General features: G+C 62.2%; 17 protein-coding genes. 7 read left to right on the top strand and 10 right to left on the bottom strand.

Translation table 11 applies throughout. From position 1 onward, the window contains the following. Positions 1–132: 132 nt before the first annotated feature. Positions 133–972: a GyrI-like domain-containing protein gene (locus tag ACZIRK_RS36935; protein ID WP_464346728.1), complete on the bottom strand. Its 840-nt coding sequence runs from the start codon at positions 970–972 to the stop codon at positions 133–135. Between the two features lie 244 nt (positions 973–1,216). On the opposite strand from ACZIRK_RS36935, the gene ACZIRK_RS36930 reads away from it, so the two are divergent. Beyond that, a complete protein-coding gene (locus ACZIRK_RS36930) occupies positions 1,217–2,446 on the top strand; it encodes an ABC transporter substrate-binding protein (RefSeq protein WP_456644759.1) in 1,230 nt (409 codons plus the stop codon). 144 nt (positions 2,447–2,590) lie between these two features. Beyond that, positions 2,591–3,694 carry a mandelate racemase/muconate lactonizing enzyme family protein gene (locus tag ACZIRK_RS36925; RefSeq protein WP_474419186.1) on the top strand — a complete coding sequence of 368 codons (1,104 nt, stop codon included), beginning with the start codon at positions 2,591–2,593 and terminating at the stop codon, positions 3,692–3,694. Between the two features lie 112 nt (positions 3,695–3,806). Here ACZIRK_RS36925 and ACZIRK_RS36920 read toward each other — a convergent pair whose 3' ends face one another. Beyond that, positions 3,807–4,172, bottom strand: coding sequence for a hypothetical protein (locus tag ACZIRK_RS36920; RefSeq protein ID WP_155255357.1), 366 nt, complete (start codon positions 4,170–4,172; stop codon positions 3,807–3,809). Positions 4,173–4,346: 174 nt separating this feature from the next. Here ACZIRK_RS36920 and ACZIRK_RS36915 point away from each other — a divergent pair, with 174 nt between their 5' ends. Beyond that, a complete protein-coding gene (locus ACZIRK_RS36915; protein ID WP_130228166.1) occupies positions 4,347–4,571 on the top strand; it encodes a hypothetical protein in 225 nt (74 codons plus the stop codon). Positions 4,572–4,907: 336 nt separating this feature from the next. Here ACZIRK_RS36915 and ACZIRK_RS36910 read toward each other — a convergent pair whose 3' ends face one another. Then, positions 4,908–5,342 carry a cupin domain-containing protein gene (locus tag ACZIRK_RS36910; RefSeq protein ID WP_474419185.1) on the bottom strand — a complete coding sequence of 145 codons (435 nt, stop codon included), beginning with the start codon at positions 5,340–5,342 and terminating at the stop codon, positions 4,908–4,910. A gap of 327 nt (positions 5,343–5,669) precedes the next feature. Beyond that, positions 5,670–6,323, bottom strand: a complete 654-nt coding sequence (locus tag ACZIRK_RS36905; protein ID WP_474419184.1) for a glutathione S-transferase — start codon at positions 6,321–6,323, stop codon at positions 5,670–5,672. Positions 6,324–6,525: 202 nt separating this feature from the next. On the opposite strand from ACZIRK_RS36905, the gene ACZIRK_RS36900 reads away from it, so the two are divergent. Then, entirely contained in the window at positions 6,526–7,746 is a 1,221-nt protein-coding gene (locus tag ACZIRK_RS36900) for a polyhydroxyalkanoate depolymerase (RefSeq protein ID WP_474419209.1), read from the top strand. Between the two features lie 193 nt (positions 7,747–7,939). Next, positions 7,940–8,734: a substrate-binding domain-containing protein gene (locus tag ACZIRK_RS36895; RefSeq protein ID WP_474419183.1), complete on the top strand. Its 795-nt coding sequence runs from the start codon at positions 7,940–7,942 to the stop codon at positions 8,732–8,734. Here the strand turns inward: ACZIRK_RS36895 and ACZIRK_RS36890 are convergent. The 6 genes from ACZIRK_RS36890 to ACZIRK_RS36865 form a co-directional block, all read right to left on the bottom strand. After that, entirely contained in the window at positions 8,731–10,470 is a 1,740-nt protein-coding gene (locus ACZIRK_RS36890) for a bifunctional protein-serine/threonine kinase/phosphatase (protein ID WP_474419208.1), read from the bottom strand. The two genes, ACZIRK_RS36895 and ACZIRK_RS36890, sit on opposite strands and share 4 nt — an antisense overlap. 59 nt (positions 10,471–10,529) lie before the next feature. Then, complete coding sequence (locus ACZIRK_RS36885) at positions 10,530–11,354, bottom strand: formate/nitrite transporter family protein (protein ID WP_130228170.1); 825 nt, start codon at positions 11,352–11,354, stop codon at positions 10,530–10,532. A 445-nt stretch (positions 11,355–11,799) separates the two neighbouring features. After that, the gene (locus tag ACZIRK_RS36880) at positions 11,800–12,546 is read right to left on the bottom strand and encodes an ABC transporter substrate-binding protein (protein ID WP_474419207.1); all 747 of its coding nucleotides are present in this window, start codon (positions 12,544–12,546) and stop codon (positions 11,800–11,802) included. 153 nt (positions 12,547–12,699) lie between these two features. Beyond that, on the bottom strand, positions 12,700–13,125 hold the full coding sequence (locus ACZIRK_RS36875; RefSeq protein WP_130228171.1) for a DUF4399 domain-containing protein: 426 nt from the start codon (positions 13,123–13,125) through the stop codon (positions 12,700–12,702). Between the two features lie 25 nt (positions 13,126–13,150). Next, entirely contained in the window at positions 13,151–14,713 is a 1,563-nt protein-coding gene (locus ACZIRK_RS36870; protein ID WP_028166091.1) for an SUMF1/EgtB/PvdO family nonheme iron enzyme, read from the bottom strand. A gap of 199 nt (positions 14,714–14,912) precedes the next feature. After that, on the bottom strand, positions 14,913–16,091 hold the full coding sequence (locus ACZIRK_RS36865) for an MFS transporter (RefSeq protein WP_474419182.1): 1,179 nt from the start codon (positions 16,089–16,091) through the stop codon (positions 14,913–14,915). 122 nt (positions 16,092–16,213) lie between these two features. Between ACZIRK_RS36865 and ACZIRK_RS36860 the strand changes: the two genes are divergently transcribed. Continuing rightward, positions 16,214–17,014, top strand: a complete 801-nt coding sequence (locus ACZIRK_RS36860) for an AraC family transcriptional regulator (RefSeq protein ID WP_474419181.1) — start codon at positions 16,214–16,216, stop codon at positions 17,012–17,014. Between the two features lie 106 nt (positions 17,015–17,120). Beyond that, positions 17,121–18,473: a malonyl-CoA decarboxylase gene (locus ACZIRK_RS36855; RefSeq protein WP_028166088.1), complete on the top strand. Its 1,353-nt coding sequence runs from the start codon at positions 17,121–17,123 to the stop codon at positions 18,471–18,473. Positions 18,474–18,739: the final 266 nt, after the last annotated feature.

Below are 18,739 nucleotides of genomic sequence, written 5' to 3'. Positions count from 1 at the left end.
AAGCAAGCGCGGAGCAGGGCAGCCTTGCGAGCTGCCGTAGGATGGGTAGAGCGAAGCGAAACCCATCATCTTGCCCCATCGCATCTGGCGCATTGATGGGTTTCGCTTCGCTCTACCCATCCTACAAGTCCATCACTCCTTCACAGGTACCCAGATCTCGAGGCCGCCATTGCCGGTCATAGGATCGAAGTTCTCGTCATAGCGCTCGAAGTTCGGCGCATCGGCCGCCTTCATACCGGACTGCGGCAGCCAGTGATTCCAGATCGTGTTCACGGTTCGCCGGATCGTGGAGATGTGCTCGCCATGGGTGAAGACCGCATATCTCTGCTCGGGGATGCGCACCCGGCTGAACTCGCGCGGCAAGTCGGAGAAGTCGGCGACCTCGACGCCGGCGATATAATCGAAATTGCCGGCGTCATCGCCGTTGCAGCAGACGCCATAGGCGACGTTGCCAATGCGGCCGGGAATATTGCCGACCGTCTGGTGAAATCGCTGCCACTGGTTCGGAATGCCGGCGCCGTCGCAATTGGCGTGATTGTAGCGTTCGCCGACGCCGGCGACGAGGAACGCCTTTCCGGTTGCAATGCGTGGCGGGCTGAGATGATCGAGCGCGGTTGAATCCATCATGATCGGCTCCTGTAGCTTCAGCTTGCTGAGGCACGTCGTGGCGCGAACCGTTTCAGGCGTGACGCCGAAATGGTCGCGAAACGCGCGAGTGAACGCTTCGTGGGAGCCGTAGTCCGCATCCAGCGCAAGGCTGAGAATGTCCGGCGCGCCGCCCGCAAGCGCGCGAGCCGCCTCGCTGAGACGGCGGGCGCGCACGTAACGCATCACCGGAAACCCCGTCGCCGCCGCAAACGCGCGCACCAGGTGGAAGCGCGAGACACCGGCGATGCCGGCGATCTCGTCGAGCGTCAGCGGCTGACCAAGATGGCTCTCGATGTACCAGAGCGCCTTCTGGGCTGGATTCATGGCTGTCGGGCCTTCCCTCGAAACGCGTCCATCATGCGTGATCGCGCCGTGCACCGTTTGACAGTCCTTGCTGTCCCGCAGCAATCAAAGCGTCGTTCCGTCCCACGGAAATTGCAACCCGCCCCGTCGCTGGCAAGGCATAGCCAATCGTGCATACTCGCTGACGCATCGATCCGACGGCTCACATCAAGCTGCCCATAATCAAGACTGCAAGAGCCGCGGCGAACTGTCAGGGAGGACAAAGATGCACTACCGGCTCTTGAACTATGCCCAATCCACGCTGCTTGCGACACTTCTGGCTGTCGCGCTCGCGGGAACCGCCAGCGCACAAAAGAAATACGACCCCGGTGCCACCGACACCGAGATCAAGATCGGCAACATCATGCCCTACTCCGGCCCGGCCTCCGCTTACGCCACAATCGGCAAGACCGAAGCGGCCTATTTCAAGAAGCTCAATGCGGAAGGCGGCATCAATGGCCGCAAGATCAACTTCGTCAGTTATGACGACGCCTATAGCCCGCCAAAGACGGTGGAGCAGGCACGCAAGCTCGTCGAGAACGACGAGGTGCTGCTGATCTTCAACCCGCTGGGCACGCCGGGCAATACCGCGATCCAGAAATACATGAACACGAAGAAAGTGCCGCAGCTCTTCGTCTCCACCGGCGCAGCCAAGTGGAACGACCCGAAGAATTTTCCGTGGACCATGGGCTGGCAGCCCAGCTACCAGGTCGAAGCGCGGATCTACGGCAAGTACATCCTGCAGAACTATCCGGGCAAGACGATCGGCGTGCTCTACCAGAACGACGATTTCGGAAAGGATTACGTGATCGGGTTGCGCGAGGGCCTCGGCGATCAGGCTGGCAAGCTGATCATCGTGGAGGCCTCCTATGAGACCAGTTCGCCCACGGTGGATTCCCAGGTGGTCCAGCTCAAGGGCGCCAATCCCGACATCTTCGTCAACATCGCGACGCCGAAATTCGCAGCCCAAGCGATCAAGAAGATCGCCGAGCTGGACTGGCACCCGGTGCAGTTCCTGACCAACGTGTCCGTTTCGATCGGCGGCGTCATGAAACCGGCCGGCTATGAGGCCAGCCAGGGCGTGCTGTCCACCAACTATCTGAAGGATCCCAAGGACGCCGAATGGAAGAACGATCCCGCGATGAATGAGTGGCGGGCGTTCATGGGCAAATGGTATCCTGAAGGCGATCTCGACGATGCCGCGACCGTGTTTGGCTATGGCGTCGCCAAGGGGCTCGAGCAGGTGCTGCGCCAATGCGGCGACAACCTCACCCGCGAGAATGTCATGAAGCAGGCGGCCAATCTCGATTTCCAGATCGGCATCTACCTGCCGGGCACCCGCATCAAGACCGGACCGAACGACTTCGCGCCAATCGAGCAACTCCAGATGACGCGCTTCAAGGGCGAGAGCTGGGAGCGGTTCGGCCCCGTCATGAGCGGCGAGAAGGGCTCTTAACGCTCAACCTAAGACACCATCGAACCCGTCATGCCCGGGCTTGTCCCGGGCATCCACGTTGGGCACTTAACGGCGAAGGGCGTGGATGGCCGGGACGAGCCCGGCCATGACGGAGCACTCGGCATCCACCTTTGGAGGCACCTTATGAAAATCACTGATATCCGCGCACACCACATCCGCATCCCCTATGACGCCGGCCCCGCGAGCTTCCGGCAAGGCGCGTCGGCGATCGCAGCGCTTGACATGGTGCTGGTCGAAGTCTCGACCGATAGCGGCCTCACGGGCTGGGGCGACGCCTTCGCCTATGTCTGTCCACAGACGACCCGCACCGCAATCGAGGAGATGATCGCGCCGCAGGCGCGTGGCCTCGACGTGCCTGATGCATCCGGCATTCCCGCCGTGATGGAGCAGATCCAGCGCAACCTGCATCTGTTCGGCCGCTACGGCATCACGATGTTCGCGATCTCGGGGTTCGACATCGCGCTGTGGGACCTTGCCGGCAAGATCAAGGGCGTGCCGCTGCATCGGCTGATCGGCGAGGCCACACGCGCGAGGATCCCGGCCTATGCGAGCCTGATGCGTATCGGCACGCCGGAACATATCGCCGGCGAATGCGAGGCCGCGCTCCGTCGCGGCTACGGCGCGATCAAGCTGCACGAGACCACGACGCCCGCGGTGTTCGCCGCACGCAACGCGATTGGCAGCAACGTCCCGCTGATGGTCGACATGAATTGCCCGCTGGACGGCCCGAGCGCGATTGCTTTCGCGCGAGACTGCCAGGCGGCAAGTCCGATGTTCCTCGAGGAGCCGGTCTGGCCGCCGGAGGATTTTGCCACGCTCGCCGACGTGCGCGCCAAGGGCGGCCTCGACATCGCGGCCGGGGAGAATGCCTGCACCGTGCACCAGTTCCGCCAGATGATGACGGCGGGCGCCGTCAGCCATGCGCAACCCTCGGTAACCAAGGTCGGCGGCATCACCGAGTTCCTGAGAGTTGCGACGCTCGCCGACGAACTCGGCATCAAGATCGTTCCACACTCGCCCTATTTCGGACCGGGCTTCCTGGCGACCCTGCACCTGATGTCGATACGCCACGACGGCTTCATCGAAGCCTTCTACATGAAACGGCCGGCCTGCCTCTGGCGCGGCGGCGCCGATGTCGATGCAAGCGGCAGCGTCGAGGTGCCGCAAGGGCCCGGCCTCGGCTATGAGCCCGACAGAGACGTGATGGAGCAGTACCGCGTGTCGTAGGGGGCTTCTCACCCCAGGCGTCATTGCGAGGAGCGCTAGCGACGAAGCAATCCATGTCTCCGCGAGCGGTGAGATGGATTGCTTCGCTCGCGCTCGCAATGACGGACACACATCACTTGCCGCCTTCTTTCGCCGCCGGCGCAGCGTCCTTTGCCGGCGGCACGTCGGCCTTCTTCTTCAAGTCCTCGTCCATCTTCTTCTGCGCGGCCAGCAGATCATCCACGCGCTTCTGCAAGGTCGCGGATGCACTCTTGAGGTATTCAATCTGGCGATTGGCCGCATCGAGCTTCTGCTGGTGATCGGTCACAAGCTTCGTGATCGTCTTCTGGAGGAAGTCGACATTGCTCTGCAGGCAGCTCGTGCGCCGCTCCCAGGTCTTCTCGACGGTACAGATCTCGATGCCTGGAACGTCCTGAGCATTAACTTTGTTAAATGCCAACGCGCTGGATACGAGCATCATGAGCGAGGCGATCATCATCTTAACGTTCATTAAGTCCTCCACGCGCTCACGGCAATGTGCGCAAAGCACGACGACATCGTCAGAGATACCACACTGTAACCGCATTCCGGCGCTGTCCTCCGCTTATTGCGGGGTGCGGGGGGCTTTTGGGAACTCAAACGTTTCCACGCATCGGAAGTGGAGAATAATCAGATGGCAACGCGCGAAAAGCGACTGGCACAATTCGATGGCAACGGCGAACCTCCGCCGAACGAGATCGTCGAAGTGCTTTGCGAAGATCAGAGCGGCACATATCAGTTGCCGTTCGCCTGTCGCTTTACCGACGGTCATTGGCTCAATGACGAATCCGGCGGAACGGTCGAGGCGACCGTGATTGCCTGGCGCTTTCCTCGCGTCAAGCAAAGAGGTGTGGCTTAGGAGATCACAGAAGAGTCGCTATCGGCTTCCGCTTCGCGAGCGACGCGAAGCTCACGCTGAAGCAAAACCTGCGAGTGGGATGAAGCATCATCCCTCTCGCATTTGCTTGTATCAAAATGCGACGGGAAAATTCGCCGCCTTAAGGTTCGGAACACCCGTGGAACGAAGCGCGTCCGAATCAGTGATGGAGTGCCGTACGCCGTTGTTCACGGCTAGATGTCGGTGCCAGTCCGAGCAGGCGCACCACATGCAGGAGAACAACCAGCGGCCGCAGCCAACGGCCAACCACAAGAGTTAATTCCTCCGGAGACGACATGATCGGTGACTCCCAATCAGTTACTTCCAAGGCGTCACCGGCGGCACCTTGTCGGTGGCCGGCGGCATGTCGACGGTCTTGAAGTCCGCCGGGCTCACGATCTCCAGATATTCCATGTCCGGTGAGTAGTCGAAGAGGTAGTGCACGATACCGGGCCGCTGGTGCACGACGTCTCCGGCCTGCACCAGCGTCGGCTTGTCCTCGTACATGAAGCGCGCCCAGCCCTTCATCATGATCACGATCTGGAAATCGCAATCATGGCGATGCCAGCCGGTGCCATCCTCGGGCGGGCAATCGGGATTCGCCTTGACCAGATGGCAGATCACCTGGCCGCCGGTGGCATCGGCTATGCCGAGATCGCGGTAGAGGAAGAAGTCGCGCAGGCCGCCGCCCTTGAAGTCGGTATCGCCTGGCTTGACATGAGAGAACTTGCTGACAACGGCATGCTGGTTCATTTGAAGCCTCCAACGTTCTCGATCGCGAGACCCGCGGCTACGCAAGGCGTCCAAATTTTCGGCAGCGTCGCATCGTCGCGTTCACAGCTTGGTTCGTGCCATGCGAAATCCGCGCCAGTCGCGCTGCGGCGCAGCGATTCCTGCAGATCGCTGTCGCCAAGCGGACGAAGCGCTTGGAACCAAGCCTGGATTTGAGTCGAGCGATTTTTCGCGGCGCAACCACCGCTCGCCTGCCGCTACTCGCGCGCGGCTGCCGTGGCACGAGCTTTAGGCAGTACTTGCACCGTGCTTGAGCCCGCTGAACGCGCAGCCGGCAGGCAGCACTGCCTAATATTCGACCTCCAGCTCCTCGACGTCGGCGGGCTCAGCCTTGGCTGCCTCGACCCACTCCCGCATCTCCGGCATCGACATGATGGTCGCGGCATACGCCGCCAGCATCGGCTCGAGCTTGACGTCATAGGTGATGAAGCGGGTGACGACCGGCGCATACATCGCGTCCGCCATGGTGCGGCGCTCACCGAACAGGAACGGCCCGCCGGACTCCGCGAGGCAGTCGCGCCAGATGCTGCAGATCCGGTCGATATCGGCCTGCGCGCGCGACCAGATCTTGAAGCCCGGGAAATGGCCTTTCAGATTGACCGGCAGCGATGCCCGCAGCGTCGTGAAGCCGGAGTGGATTTCACCGCAGATCGAGCGGCAATGTGCCCGCTGTATGCGGTCTTCCGGCAACAGGCCGGCATTCGGCATGACCTCGTTGAGATACTCGGCGATCGCCAGCGTGTCCCAGACGGTAGCGCCCTCGTGGCGCAGGCAGGGCACCAGGATCGACGACGAGAGCAGCAGGAGTTCCGCGCGGGCCGAGGCGTCGTCCGGAGCTGTGATCACCTCCTCGAATTCCAGCCTCGCGAATTTCGCCAGCAGCCAGCCACGCAGCGACCATGATGAATAGTTCTTGCTGCTGATGGTCAGTGTCGTTGCCATAGAGCCTTCCTTCACGCCTCAACCTCGACCGCAGGGACCCAAAGCCTCCAGCCTATCCTTGCGGATATCGCCCCTGCTCATCGCCTGGGCGCCGAATATCCCAAGCAGCAAGCCACGTGCCAATTTCGAGGGCGGTTCGACTCCGCTTTGGCTTCGATATTGCATAGCAACGCGGGGCAAGGGGCGGTTGCGTACGATGTCAATGTCAATGATGTACCAAGCCTACCAGAATCACATGGACCTGACGGCACCATGGCGCACGGGGGCGGCGGCGGCACTTAGATATCTTAATCTGGTGCCGCAGGGCGCGTCGGACCGGTTGTTTGGCCGGCTCGCGGCCGCACTCGAACTGATCTCGCGCTCCACCCTGACCTACACCCGCCCCGACTATGGCATCGGCAGCGTGAGGGTGGGCAATCGCGAATTGGAGGTGCGGGAGGAAGTTGCCTACGCCGCGCCGTTCGGATCGCTCCTGCACTTCAAGAAGGTCGATGGACCCGAGCACCCGCGCCTGCTCTTGGTAGCGCCGATGTCCGGTCACTTCGCGACGCTATTGCGCAGCACGGTCATGACGCTGCTGCAGGATCACGACGTCTACATCACCGACTGGCACAATCCGCGCGACATTCCGCTCGACCAAGGTCGTTTCGGGCTCGAGGATTACACGGACCATCTCATCACCTTCCTCGACAAGCTCGGCCCGCGCGCGCACATGGTCGCGATCTGCCAGCCTTCAGTGTCGGCGCTGGCGGCGGCGGCGATCATGTCGGAGGACAATCACCCCGCGCGCCCTGCATCGCTGACCTTGATGGCCGGGCCGATCGACACGCGCATCCAGCCGACCAAGGTCAACGAATTTGCCAAGAGCAAGCCGATAAAGTGGTTCGAGGACAACCTCATCAACTATGTCCCGATCCAGTGCCGGGGCGCGTTCCGAAAGGTCTATCCGGGCTTCGTGCAGCTCACCGCCTTCGTCTCCATGAACCTCGAGCGCCATATCAAGCAGCACATGGACCTCGCCAATCATCTTGCCAAGGGCGAGAAGGACAAGGCAAACGTCATCAAGACTTTCTACGATGAATATTTCGCGGTGATGGATCTGCCGGCGGAATTCTACATCGAGACCGTGCGCGACGTGTTCCAGGAACACCTGCTACCTCAGGGCAAGCTAATGCACCGGGGTCGGCCGGTGAATCCCGCTGCGATCAGGCGCATGGGCCTGATGACGGTCGAAGGCGAGCGCGACGACATCTGCTCGATCGGCCAGACGCTCGCCGCGCAGGACCTCTGCACCGGCGTGCGCGGCTATCGCAAGGTGCACCACATGCAGGCCGGCGTCGGCCATTACGGTGTGTTCAGCGGCAAGCGCTGGAACAACGAGATCTATCCGCTGTTGCGCGACTTCGTGCACGTGAATTCGTGACAAGGCGAGCGCTTCTCTTTCCGTCATTGCGAGGAGCATAGCGACAAAGCAATCCATGCTTCCGCAAGCGGCGACATGGATTGCTTCGCTCCGCTCGCAATGACGGGTGGAGGCCCTAGCCACTCGCCCCCGCACGCAATAGTCTGCCCAACGCGACGAGCACCTAGAAAATTGTCCCGGGAGAAAAACGACCATGCGGCCCTTCGCGACTTTTCGCGCGCTCGCACTTGCCCTCGCCGCCGCCCTCTTCCTCACCGCCTCCGCATCCGCCGCCGAAATCCACGTAATGATCTCGGGCGGGCTGACCGCCGCCTACAAGGCCCTGGTGCCCGAATTCGAGCGCAGGACCGGCCACAAGGTGTCGACCGCCTATGGACCGTCGATGGGAACCACCGTCAACGCGATTCCGGTGCGGCTCGAGCGCGGCGAGCCCGCCGACGTGCTCATCATGGTCGGCTACGCCCTCAATGACCTCGCCGCGCAAGGCAAGGTGATAGCCGACAGCCGCGTCGAACTCGTCAAGTCGCCGATCGGAATCGCGGTGAAATCAGGCGCGCTAAAGCCGGACATCAGCTCGGCGGATGCCGTGAAGCGCGCGCTGCTCGCGGCAAAGTCGATCGCCTATTCCGACAGCGCCAGCGGCGTCTACGTATCGACCGACATGTTCCAGAAGCTCGGCATTGCCGAAGCGATGAAGGACAAAGCAAGAAAGATTCCGGCCACGCCCGTCGGCGAGATCGTGGCCAAGGGCGAAGCCGAGATCGGCTTGCAGCAGATCAGCGAGCTGAAGCCCGTTTCCGGCATCGATATCGTCGGGCCGCTGCCGGATGAGCTGCAGAAGATCACGGTGTTTTCCGCCGGGATCGCCAGCGCCTCCAAAGGGCCCGACGCAGGACGCGCTTTGATCCACTTCCTCGCATCGCCCGACGCCCGCGCTGAGCTGATCAAGAGCGGACTGGACCCGATCCCCTCCGGCACCACGCACTAATGAAAGCGATGCGCCCCGTAGGCCAAGAGGAGAACCAGGGCGAACGCCAGCACGAGCGTCGTACATTTCCAGAACAATAGTGGATTGCGCTCGATCAACGGGGTTGATGACGTCGTGAGATATTTTGCGTTGGGATTGCGGAGGTCGAACAAGAACTCCGACAGACTGTCATATCGCTTGTATGGATTGGGATGCACGGCCCGCTCCATTGCTCGATCGACCCAGATCGGGATGTCCGGACGGATGTGCGTGGCCGGGCCGTAGATGAGCTTGTTGAAGTCCGATCGGGTCCTCGCGCGGGCGACCCGGGCGCCATAAGGCAGACGTCCCGTCAGCATGTGATAGGTGATGACCCCGAGCGAGTACAGATCCGAGCGCGGCGTGCCAGGCTCGCCCAGGAAATATTCCGGGGCAGTGTATTGCTGGGTGCCGAGAATCTCGTTGCGGCCGTCCAAGGGCGCCGCCTCGACTACGCCGGTGATCCTGGTCGATCCGAAATCGATGATCTTCACCGTGCCGGTCTTGTCGATCATGATGTTGTCGGGCCTGATGTCCTGGTGCAGCATCTCCTTGCGGTGGAAGGCGCGGATGCCCTTGGCGATTTGCTCGACAATGCCGCGGACCGTCTCAAGCTGCGGGCTCGGATTGTCGATCATCCATTGCCGAAGCGTCTGCCCGTCGATGAATTCGGTCACGACGTAGAGATAATTGCGCGTGCGCGGTGGCGTCCAGGGCTTCAGCACATGCGGGCTGTCGATGCGCTTGGCGACCCATTCCTCCATCATGAACCGCTTCAGATAGGCGGGATCGTCGCGCAGATCGATCGACGGAATCTTGATTGTCACCGTGGTGCCGGTGTCGTCATCAACGGCGAGGTAGATGTGGCTGCGGCTGCTGCCATGCAGCTCGCGCACGATGGTGTAGCCGTCGAACGCCATCCTGGCTTCCAAGAGCGGCGGCAACGGCAACTCGCTCGATTGGCCGAACGCCTCGCTGGCGCTGCTCTCCGGCAGTTCGTCGATACGCACGATCTGGACGGTGAGATTGTCCTGGCTACCGCGCTCATAGGCCTGCTCGACGATGGCCTTCGCCGCCTTGTCGAGGTCATCGGCGCCGTCGACGATCATCTTTGCCAACTGGCGCGGTGCGACATGCTCATAGATGCCGTCGGTCGCCAACAGGAACATGTCGCCCGGCTCGACCCTGAACGACTGGTAGTCGATCTCGACCTGTGGATTAACGCCCAAGGCACGGCCGAGATAGCTCTGCACCGAGGACAAGACCACGCGGTGGTCGGTGGTCAGTTGCTCAAGGCTGTTGCCGGCGAGACGATAGATCCGGCAGTCGCCGACGTGGAAGATATGCGCGGTGGTCGACTTGATCACCATGGCGCTCAGCGTGCAGACATAGCCCTTGTCCTTTTCGTAAGGGTTCTGGCTGCGCCGGGTCTGCGCATGCAACCATGAATTAGTGGCTTCCAGCACGCGCTGCGCCGAGGTCTTCACCGACCAGGATTCGGAGGTGCAGTAATAGTCGGTCAAGAACCCCTTGACGGCCGACTCGCTTGCGATGCGGCTGACGCTGCTCGAGCTGATCCCATCGGCGAGCACGATCGCGATGCCCTTCAGGCCGAGCAGCGGCTCGCTCGGAATCAGGATGCCATGGAAATCCTGATTGGTTTCCTTGCGGCCTTTATCGGAACATTGCCCGACCGATATTTTCAAATGGCGCGACATCGCGAGGTGAAGAGGCAATGGGTCTCTCCGCAAAGGAGAGACCCATATGCGCGATCAGATCAAGCCGCGAGGCGCTGGCGCTCGCGCTTCGGCGCTGTCTTCACATGGGTGGCGTAGAGCGTCAGCCCGGTGAAGGCGAGACCGCCGACGAGGTTGCCGAGCACGGTCGGAATCTCATTCCAGATCAGATAATCCATGATCGTGAACTTGCCGCCGAGCAGCAGCCCCGAAGGGAACAGGAACATGTTCACGACCGAATGCTCGAAGGTCATGAAGAAGAACAGCATGATCGGCATCCACATCGCGATCACTTTGCCGCTGACGGTGGTCGAGATCATTGCGCCGACGACGCCGGCAGAGACCATCCAGTTGCAGAGCATGCCGCGGACGAACAGCGTCAGCATGCCCGCCGCGCCGTGCGCGGCATAACCGACCGTGCGGCTTTCGCCGATGGTGCCGATGATCTGACCGACCTTGTCGGGCGGCGAAGAGAAGCCGAAGGTCGAGACGATCGCCATCATCACAGCCACGGTGAAGGCGCCGGCAAAATTCCCGATGAACACCAAGCCCCAGTTGCGCAGCACGCCGCCGAGCGTCACGCCCGGCCGCCTGTCGATCCAGGCCAGCGGCGACAGCACGAACACGCCGGTCAGAAGATCGAAGCCGAACAGATAGAGCATGCAGAAACCGACCGGAAACAGCGCCGCGCCGACGATCGGCACACCGGTCGATACGTTGACGCTCACCGCAAAGGCCGCGGCGAGCGCCAGGATCGCGCCTGCCATATAAGCACGGATCACCGTGTCGCGCGTCGACATGAAGATCTTCGACTCACCCGCGTCCACCATCTTGGTGACAAATTCCGAAGGCACGAGATAGGCCATTCCAGTTCCCCTTGTTCGCAAAACCAACAACACCGCGGCTCGGCCGCAGCGCGGATATGAAGGATGAGTGGCCGTCCTGGACGCGCGCCGGATCTACGGCGCGACAGGAATGAGACAATTCCTGCTGCGACGCTGCGGTTGGCGGAGCCCAGTTGGAACAGGGATATGGGGTGGCGTCTTTAACGACTGCTCGGCGCGTCCGAATAAGGTCGCTTTGATCCCTGCACCTTCAGCCAACGCTGGCCTAGGCAATCCGAAGGACGGCAGTCGTCATTGACTGGTACATCCAAAAGCAATCGATGTGCCAACAGCGGTGCTCGCCGATCGGTGGAGAACGGCCGGGAATTGCAGGGCTTTAGGCAGTTGTCGCTGCGCCGCCCTGGTGAAGCCGTGCCGCTGATTTGGGCACGCTGCCTATACGGCACGCACACTGAGGACTGGGCGCCTATTTGGCCTGCGTCCGGATCGGCGCGTCCTTCAGCCCGTTATTGTCATAGGCTTTGCGGAGCGTGCCGTTGGCAGTCGCTTCCGTCATGAACTTGGTCGCAAAAGTCGCCGACAGCGGATGATTCAGCGGGACCGCGACCGCAGTCACCGTCTGCTTGAAGGTTTCGTCCAGCACCCGGGTGCCCGGAATCTTCTTCGCCATCGCATTGAGCTGGTCGCGCGAGAGTGCGAACGCGTCGACCTCGCCGCTCTTCAGGAGATTGAAGATCTCGTCATAGGTCTGATAGCCCGTCACCTTGGCGTTCTTCAGGTGCGCGATCGCACCCCGCATGGTGGTGGTGTTGTTGACGGCGGCGACCTTGACGCCCGGCTGGTCGAGGCTGGCGAAATTCGTCACCGCCGAGCCCGGCCTGACGATGTAGGTGGCGTCCGCGACCTCATAAATCGGGCCGAACATCATCTTGGTTTCGCGCTCTGGATCCTTGGGCAGGAAGGTGACGTCCCAGGTGCCCTTCGATGCCGCATCGGTGATCTGTCCAGAATTCTGGTGCACGACATATTCAACGGGTACGCCGAGCTGCGTGGCCATTGCCTTGCCGAGATCGACCGGCACGCCGGCATAGCCGGTTTCGGTCTTGGTGCACCAGAACGCACCGCCCGCCGGACTGATCGCAATCGCGACGCGGAGCTTGCCGGTCGGCGCGATCTCGTCCTTCAGCGCGTCGGCACTGGCCGGAGCGGCCATCATGGCGACCGCGAGAACAAGGCCTGCGATAAGGGGCAATTGACTGGGCATCGGCTTCCTCCCCGCCGAGTCTGTTGCCCGGCTGCCGCAACAAACCGCATGATGGGAGAGCACGCAACCGCCAGTTTGGGCAAGCCGGCCGACACTACAAATTCATCTGACGCGGATCGTGATCTTCTCCGACACGACCGGCGGCTTGAAGGGATAGTGCTTGGCGTCGCCGAGCACGAGCTGCAGGGTATGTTTGCCGGGGGGCAGCTCGATACGCGCCTCGGTCTGGCCGGCACCGAAATGCAGGTGGGACTTGTCCGATGGGATCGGCTCGTTCGGATTGAGCGGCTCGTTGACGTCGATCAGCAGATGGTGATGACCGGCGTTCGCATAGTCGTCGCCGGCATGGGTCACGCCCATGTTGCGCAGGCCGAAGCGGGCCCAGAATGCGCCCTTGATGGTCGCGCCATTCTGCGGCCAGACAAAATACAGGACCGCATCCTTCGGTGCAGGTTTATCCTGCGCGTGCGCAACGTTCGTAAGCGACGACAGGACCGCAGAAATCAGAAGTGTACGCGCAACTCTCATTGCCCCCCTCCCCGATCCAAATACTTTAAGGCGACAGCGCGACCCGGAAGCCATGGGTCGGATATCGAACGTTGGTGTCGTAGTTATCCCGATTGGCCGGTCGCACATAACGCGTGTCATTCTTCCAGGAGCCGGAGCGGAGCACATGGGATGTGCAGTCTCCGCCAAGCCAGGGAGAACCATCGGCCGGGGCACCCTGATAATTCTTGTGCCAGCAATCCTCGACCCACTGGTCGACCCCGCCGCCCATGTCATGCAGGCCGAACGGATTGGACTTGAAGTTACCGACCTTGGTCGGCTGCTCGGCGGCGGCGCTGTCGCCGCAATCCTTGCAACTGGCCATGCCCGGCTGCATCTGCTCGCCCCACCAATATCTGGTCTGCGTTCCGCCGCGGGCGGCAAACTCCCATTCGGCTTCGCTCGGAAGCCGATAGGCCTTCTTCGTGACGTCCGCGAGCCAGGTGACGTATTGCTTGGCATCGCTCCAGCTCACATTCGTGACCGGCGCCTCGTCCTTTCCGGTCGCCGTGAAGCCGCACACCTTGGCGGCGGCGCACGCGTTCCATTCGCGGACCGTGACCGGATATTTGGCGATGGCGAATGGCTTGACCGTCACCCTTCGGATCGGCCGCTCCGACGCGTCGTCATTGCTGCCCATCGAGAAGCTGCCGCCCTGAAGCGCGACCATCTCGGGCTCCCGCACGGACGGCGTGGGCGGCGTCGGGGGCGCGACCGCCGTCACCGCCGGGCTCGCGGAGGGCTGCGGCGGCTGCGGTTGCGCCGTGGGACTGGCAGCGGGAGCTGCCGCCTGTTTCGTGGCGGGCGCCGGCTCGGCCGCCTTCGGCGATGCCGCCGGCGACGGTGATGCCGCTGGCGCCGGGGTTCGCACCGCCAGCTTTTCGCTCCGCGGTATCAGCAAGGACCAGAGGATGCCGCCGGCGATGATCGCGAGCGTGATGCTGAGCAGGAAGATCAGGACGTTCTCGCGCCGCCGGCGCGTCCGCTGGAAGGCCGCGGCATCCGGCAGCACGCGATACACCCGCACCGGGTCGGTGATGTTCTTGACCTTGCGGTCGCCGAGCGACTCGTAACCGCACACCAGCTTGTGCTTGATCTGCTCGTAGATGCCGCCGGAAATGAAGACCTGCCCCGGCTCGGCGATCCCTTCAAGGCGCGAGGCAACGTTGACGCCGTCGCCATAGATGTCGTCGGGCTCGATGATGACGTCGCCGAGATTGACGCCGATCCGGTACTCGATCCAGTAGTCCCTCGGTACCGCCGCGTTGCGGCCGACCAGGTTCTGCTGGATCACGATGCTGCACCTGACGGCTTCGACCGGACTGTCGAACATTGCAATGAAGCCGTCGCCGGTCGTCTTCACCAGCTTGCCGTGATGCTCGACGATGGTCGGCTCGATCAGGTCGCGCTCGATCCGCTTGACGCGGTTGTGCGTGCCCTCCTCATCGAGCTGCATCAGGCGGCTGTAGCCGGCGATGTCGCCTGCGACGATCGCGGCAAGGCGCCGCGGCGTCGGATCACCCGGCGGCCGCTCGTGCCTGCCCGACTTGAAGTCGCGAATCTCACCCATGGATCGGTTGGGCTCCAAAAACCGCAAATACAGCGTTGAGGCGCAATTAGCCTCAGCCCCCGAAACCTAAAGATCTACCCATAAAGAGCCTATCACACTCCTTACCCCAAACAAGTTTGCCAGATATTGTGCAACGCATGAAGTGATGCAGTTCACATAACGATCAACCTTGCGTGTCCGCGACGAAATATCCCCGGCCTCAGTTCGCCTGCGGCGCCGGCGTCCTGATCTCATTGGGCAGGATAATGGCCGCTGCGATCGCCAATAGACAGAGCGCGGCGAACGCACGCAGCATGGTGACGAACCCGCCCTGCTCGTAAAGCCAGGCGACCAGTCCGACCGAGGCGCCGGCCGCGGTAAAGCCGACGAAATAGCGCACCGCATAGGCGCGCGACCGCCATTCCTCGCTGGTGTATTTGCCGACCATGGCATCGTTGACCGTGACCTGGCCGAACGCGCCCATCACGATGCCGATCGACACCAGGATCAGCGGCAGGTCCGACAGCGTCGCTGCCAGATAGAGGAACGGCGCCAGCATGAAGGACAGCGGCAGCGCCACCGTCTTGAGCGAATGGTGGTCGAGCAATTTGCCGATCGTGTACTGCGTCATCGCGCCGAACACATAGACGCAGGCTGCGATCACGCCGAGCAGCGCCGGGCTCCTGGTCAGGTCGGCGAGCCGTTCGGCGAACAGTTTCGGCAGCGCCACTGTCACCGCGTTGAAGGTGGTGGAGATCGCGATCACCACGATCAGGAGCGACAGGATCACGCGCCACATGTCCTTCTTCGCGACGCGCGCCTGGGCTGCGGCCTGCTTGCTCCCCTTGCGATCCTCATGCACCACGGTCAGCGCGAAGGCGATGCCGAGCAGCACGGTGACGATGCCGGGAATGATGAAGGCAAAGCGCCAGCCGAGATACTGGCCGATCACGCCGGTGACCAGCGCCGAGGAGGCGACGCCGAGATTACCCCAGACCCCGTTCAGCCCCATCTCGCGGCCGAGCTTGTCGGCATAGGACACGATCATGGCAGTGCCGACCGGATGGTAGATCGAGGCGAACACGCCGATCGCCAGCAGCGCCGCACCAAGCTGCAGCGGGGTCTGCACGAAGCCGACCGAAATCATGGACAGCCCGATGCCGATGAAGAAGATCACCATCATATGGCGGCGGCTCCAGCGGTCGCCGAGCCAGCCTGTCAGCAGCGAGCCGGCGCCGAAGGCGATGAAGCCCGGGGTGGCGTATGGCAGCAATTCCGAATAGGCCATGCCGAGCGCCGGACCCATCACGATGACGGCGGCGGCGAAGATCAGCATCGAATAATGGTCAATGAAATGGGCGGCGTTGACGTAGGTGATCACCCGGCCGGGGCTGTTCATGCGTTGATCCTGTTTCGATCCCTTTAGAAGTGCTCTTGAGATTTCCCCTTAGATGTCCCTTTGGGGAATCCTCTTGCTTCCGGAACTAGGTTATAGGGAGTTGTCCTGACGGGATGTCGCCAATGACTGTCGCCGAAACGCCAATTGCCGCGATCTTGCGGGGCCAGCGCGCCACCGGCGACGGCGTGCATCTGGTCGCGCGTCACTATCGGCGCGGCGTGCGGCTCGACACCCACATCCACCGCGAGTCGCAACTGGTCTACGCCGCCGAAGGCACGATGCAGGTGACGACGCCGAAGGGTCGCTGGCTGGTGCCGCCGGATCGCGCGGTGTGGGTGCCGGCCTTGATGGAGCATTCGATCGACGTGCTCGCCGACATCCAGATGCGGACGCTGTATTTCGAATTGCCGTGGCTGAAGCGCAAAGCGCGCGGCAACAGCCTCGGTGCCGAATTCGTGGTGCGGATATCGCCGCTCTTGCATCAGACCATCCTGGCGCTGTTCGACAGACGGGACGATCACGAGCGGACTGCGCTTCTGCTGCAACTGGTCATGCTGGAACTGGACCAGGCCGAGGATTCCGCGACCTTCATTCCGCTGCCGCAGGAACCGCGCTGCCGGCGCGCCGCCAGCATCGTCCTCGCCAATCCAACCGCCCAATATGAAATCGAGACGCTGGCACGCGAGGTCGGCACGTCGGCGCGAACCTTGTCGCGCCTGTTCTCGTCGGAGACGCAGCTCAGTTTCAAGAGCTGGTGCCAGCGCGCCCGCATCGCGGCCGCGATTGAACGACTGTCGACAGAATCTAATGTGTCGATCAAGCAGATCGCCTCCGACCTCGGCTATGCCAGCGTTCCGGCGTTCTCCCATGCGTTCCGCCAGGTGACCGGCAAGACGCCGACGGAGTTTGCGGGCAAGGAATGAACGCGAGACTCCATTGGCAAGTCATGACAAAATGGTGTTCTTGAGTATAGTCGGCAGGAACCTAAATCCTATGTAAGCTTCGGTGTAATCGGATTCGATCCCTCCCATGGCCAATGCCTTTTTCTCCGACCTGCTGGCAACGATTTCCGAGCGCGGCCGTACGCTGCTCCGGCGAGGCAATTCGTTGGAAACGAAGCAGGACGCCTCCGAGCTTCTTGAATTGTGCGAGGCGCTGCTCTCGGGCCGTGGCGAAGCCTCCGGCACTGCGATGGCGCGCGAGGTGCTCGACCGCTATCACCATCTCGACGCCGCGGGGCGGCTGGCGTTTTTCCAGACGCTCTCCCGGGATTTCGGGCCTGACCGCGCCAAGCTGATGCAGGCGATCGAGGCCTGGCGCAAGGGTTCCGACGACGGTGAAGCCAGCGATTTGCATTTCGCCTCCGAGCCGCGCCGGCAGGAACTGATCCGCCGGCTCAACCGCGCGCCGGGCGGCACCAGCGAACTGGTGTCGATGCGCGCCGATCTGCTCAACTTGATGAAGGGCAACAAGGACCTGGAGTCGCTCGACCGCGACGTCACCCATCTGCTCTCTTCTTGGTTCAACAGGGGATTTCTCGTGCTGCGCAGGATAGACTGGTCGACACCGGCCAATATTCTGGAGAAGATCATTCGCTACGAGGCGGTGCATGAGATCCGCGACTGGAACGACTTGCGCCGCCGCATCGATCCCATCGATCGCCGTTGCTACGCGTTCTTCCATCCGGCGCTGAACGACGAACCGCTGATCTTCGTCGAGGTCGCGCTGACCGAGACGATCCCCGGCGCGATCGCACCTCTGCTCGCCGAGCAGCGCGAGCCGGTGCCGATCGAGCGCGCCCGCACCGCCGTGTTCTATTCGATCTCCAACACCCAGCGCGGGCTCGGCGGCATCTCCTTCGGCAGTTTCCTGATCAAGCAGGTGGTCGAGGAACTGCGCCGCGAATTGCCGAAGCTCGACACCTTCGTGACGCTGTCGCCGGTGCCGGGCTTCATGCAATGGCTGAGGCAGGCGAGCGACGCCCCGCTCTCCGACGAGGATCGGCTGCTGCTGGAAGGGCTCGGCAAGCCCGACTGGTTCGACATTGCCGAACTGGCCGCGCAACTCCGGACCGTGCTGGAGCCGCTCGCCGCCTATTATTTCCTGAAAGCGCGAACGCCGAAGGGACGCCTGATCGATTCGGTGGCGCGCTTCCACCTCGGCAACGGCGCGCGGCTGGAGCGCATCAATTGGCTCGGCGACCTCTCGCCGAAAGGCTTGCGCGAATCCGCCGGCATCATGGTCAATTATCTCTATCGCCTCGACGATATCGAGAAGAACCACGAAGCCTACGCCAACAACGGCGAGGTGATCGCTTCCAGCGCCGTGAAGAAGCTGCTCAAGGGCGAAGGCCGCCGGCTGCTCGAGATGCGGCTGTCGTGACGGGCGAAGCATTAGCGCCGTAGGATGGGTAGAGCGCGGCGAAACCCATCGCGATCGAGCAAGCCGCGCGAATGATGGGTTTCGCTTCGCTCTACCCATCCTACGATTCTCTCACACCTCGCACCGTTGTCGTCCCCGCCTAAAGCGGAATGAAGTTAGCTTGAATCGATTTGGGATTCCCAAATCAGGCGGTTTCTGATTCACCATGCTGGCTGGGCTGGAGGCCGGCATGGATGGGCAAGCCTTACTCTTTGGATTTGAGGAAG

It is taken from the genome of Bradyrhizobium sp. Leo114 (genome assembly GCF_055229415.2).
The sequence above is the reverse complement of the archived record's forward strand: the minus strand, read 5'-3'. Positions and strand labels throughout refer to the sequence as shown.

Coding starts and splice junctions, on each gene's coding strand:
- ACZIRK_RS36935 (WP_464346728.1), bottom strand. CDS start 972: ATGAATCCAGCCCAGAAGGCGCTCTGGTACATCGAGAGCCATCTTGGT.
- ACZIRK_RS36930 (WP_456644759.1), top strand. CDS start 1,217: ATGCACTACCGGCTCTTGAACTATGCCCAATCCACGCTGCTTGCGACA.
- ACZIRK_RS36925 (WP_474419186.1), top strand. CDS start 2,591: ATGAAAATCACTGATATCCGCGCACACCACATCCGCATCCCCTATGAC.
- ACZIRK_RS36920 (WP_155255357.1), bottom strand. CDS start 4,172: ATGATGATCGCCTCGCTCATGATGCTCGTATCCAGCGCGTTGGCATTT.
- ACZIRK_RS36915 (WP_130228166.1), top strand. CDS start 4,347: ATGGCAACGCGCGAAAAGCGACTGGCACAATTCGATGGCAACGGCGAA.
- ACZIRK_RS36910 (WP_474419185.1), bottom strand. CDS start 5,342: ATGAACCAGCATGCCGTTGTCAGCAAGTTCTCTCATGTCAAGCCAGGC.
- ACZIRK_RS36905 (WP_474419184.1), bottom strand. CDS start 6,323: ATGGCAACGACACTGACCATCAGCAGCAAGAACTATTCATCATGGTCG.
- ACZIRK_RS36900 (WP_474419209.1), top strand. CDS start 6,526: ATGTCAATGATGTACCAAGCCTACCAGAATCACATGGACCTGACGGCA.
- ACZIRK_RS36895 (WP_474419183.1), top strand. CDS start 7,940: ATGCGGCCCTTCGCGACTTTTCGCGCGCTCGCACTTGCCCTCGCCGCC.
- ACZIRK_RS36890 (WP_474419208.1), bottom strand. CDS start 10,470: ATGTCGCGCCATTTGAAAATATCGGTCGGGCAATGTTCCGATAAAGGC.
- ACZIRK_RS36885 (WP_130228170.1), bottom strand. CDS start 11,354: ATGGCCTATCTCGTGCCTTCGGAATTTGTCACCAAGATGGTGGACGCG.
- ACZIRK_RS36880 (WP_474419207.1), bottom strand. CDS start 12,546: ATGGCCGCTCCGGCCAGTGCCGACGCGCTGAAGGACGAGATCGCGCCG.
- ACZIRK_RS36875 (WP_130228171.1), bottom strand. CDS start 13,125: ATGAGAGTTGCGCGTACACTTCTGATTTCTGCGGTCCTGTCGTCGCTT.
- ACZIRK_RS36870 (WP_028166091.1), bottom strand. CDS start 14,713: ATGGGTGAGATTCGCGACTTCAAGTCGGGCAGGCACGAGCGGCCGCCG.
- ACZIRK_RS36865 (WP_474419182.1), bottom strand. CDS start 16,091: ATGAACAGCCCCGGCCGGGTGATCACCTACGTCAACGCCGCCCATTTC.
- ACZIRK_RS36860 (WP_474419181.1), top strand. CDS start 16,214: ATGACTGTCGCCGAAACGCCAATTGCCGCGATCTTGCGGGGCCAGCGC.
- ACZIRK_RS36855 (WP_028166088.1), top strand. CDS start 17,121: ATGGCCAATGCCTTTTTCTCCGACCTGCTGGCAACGATTTCCGAGCGC.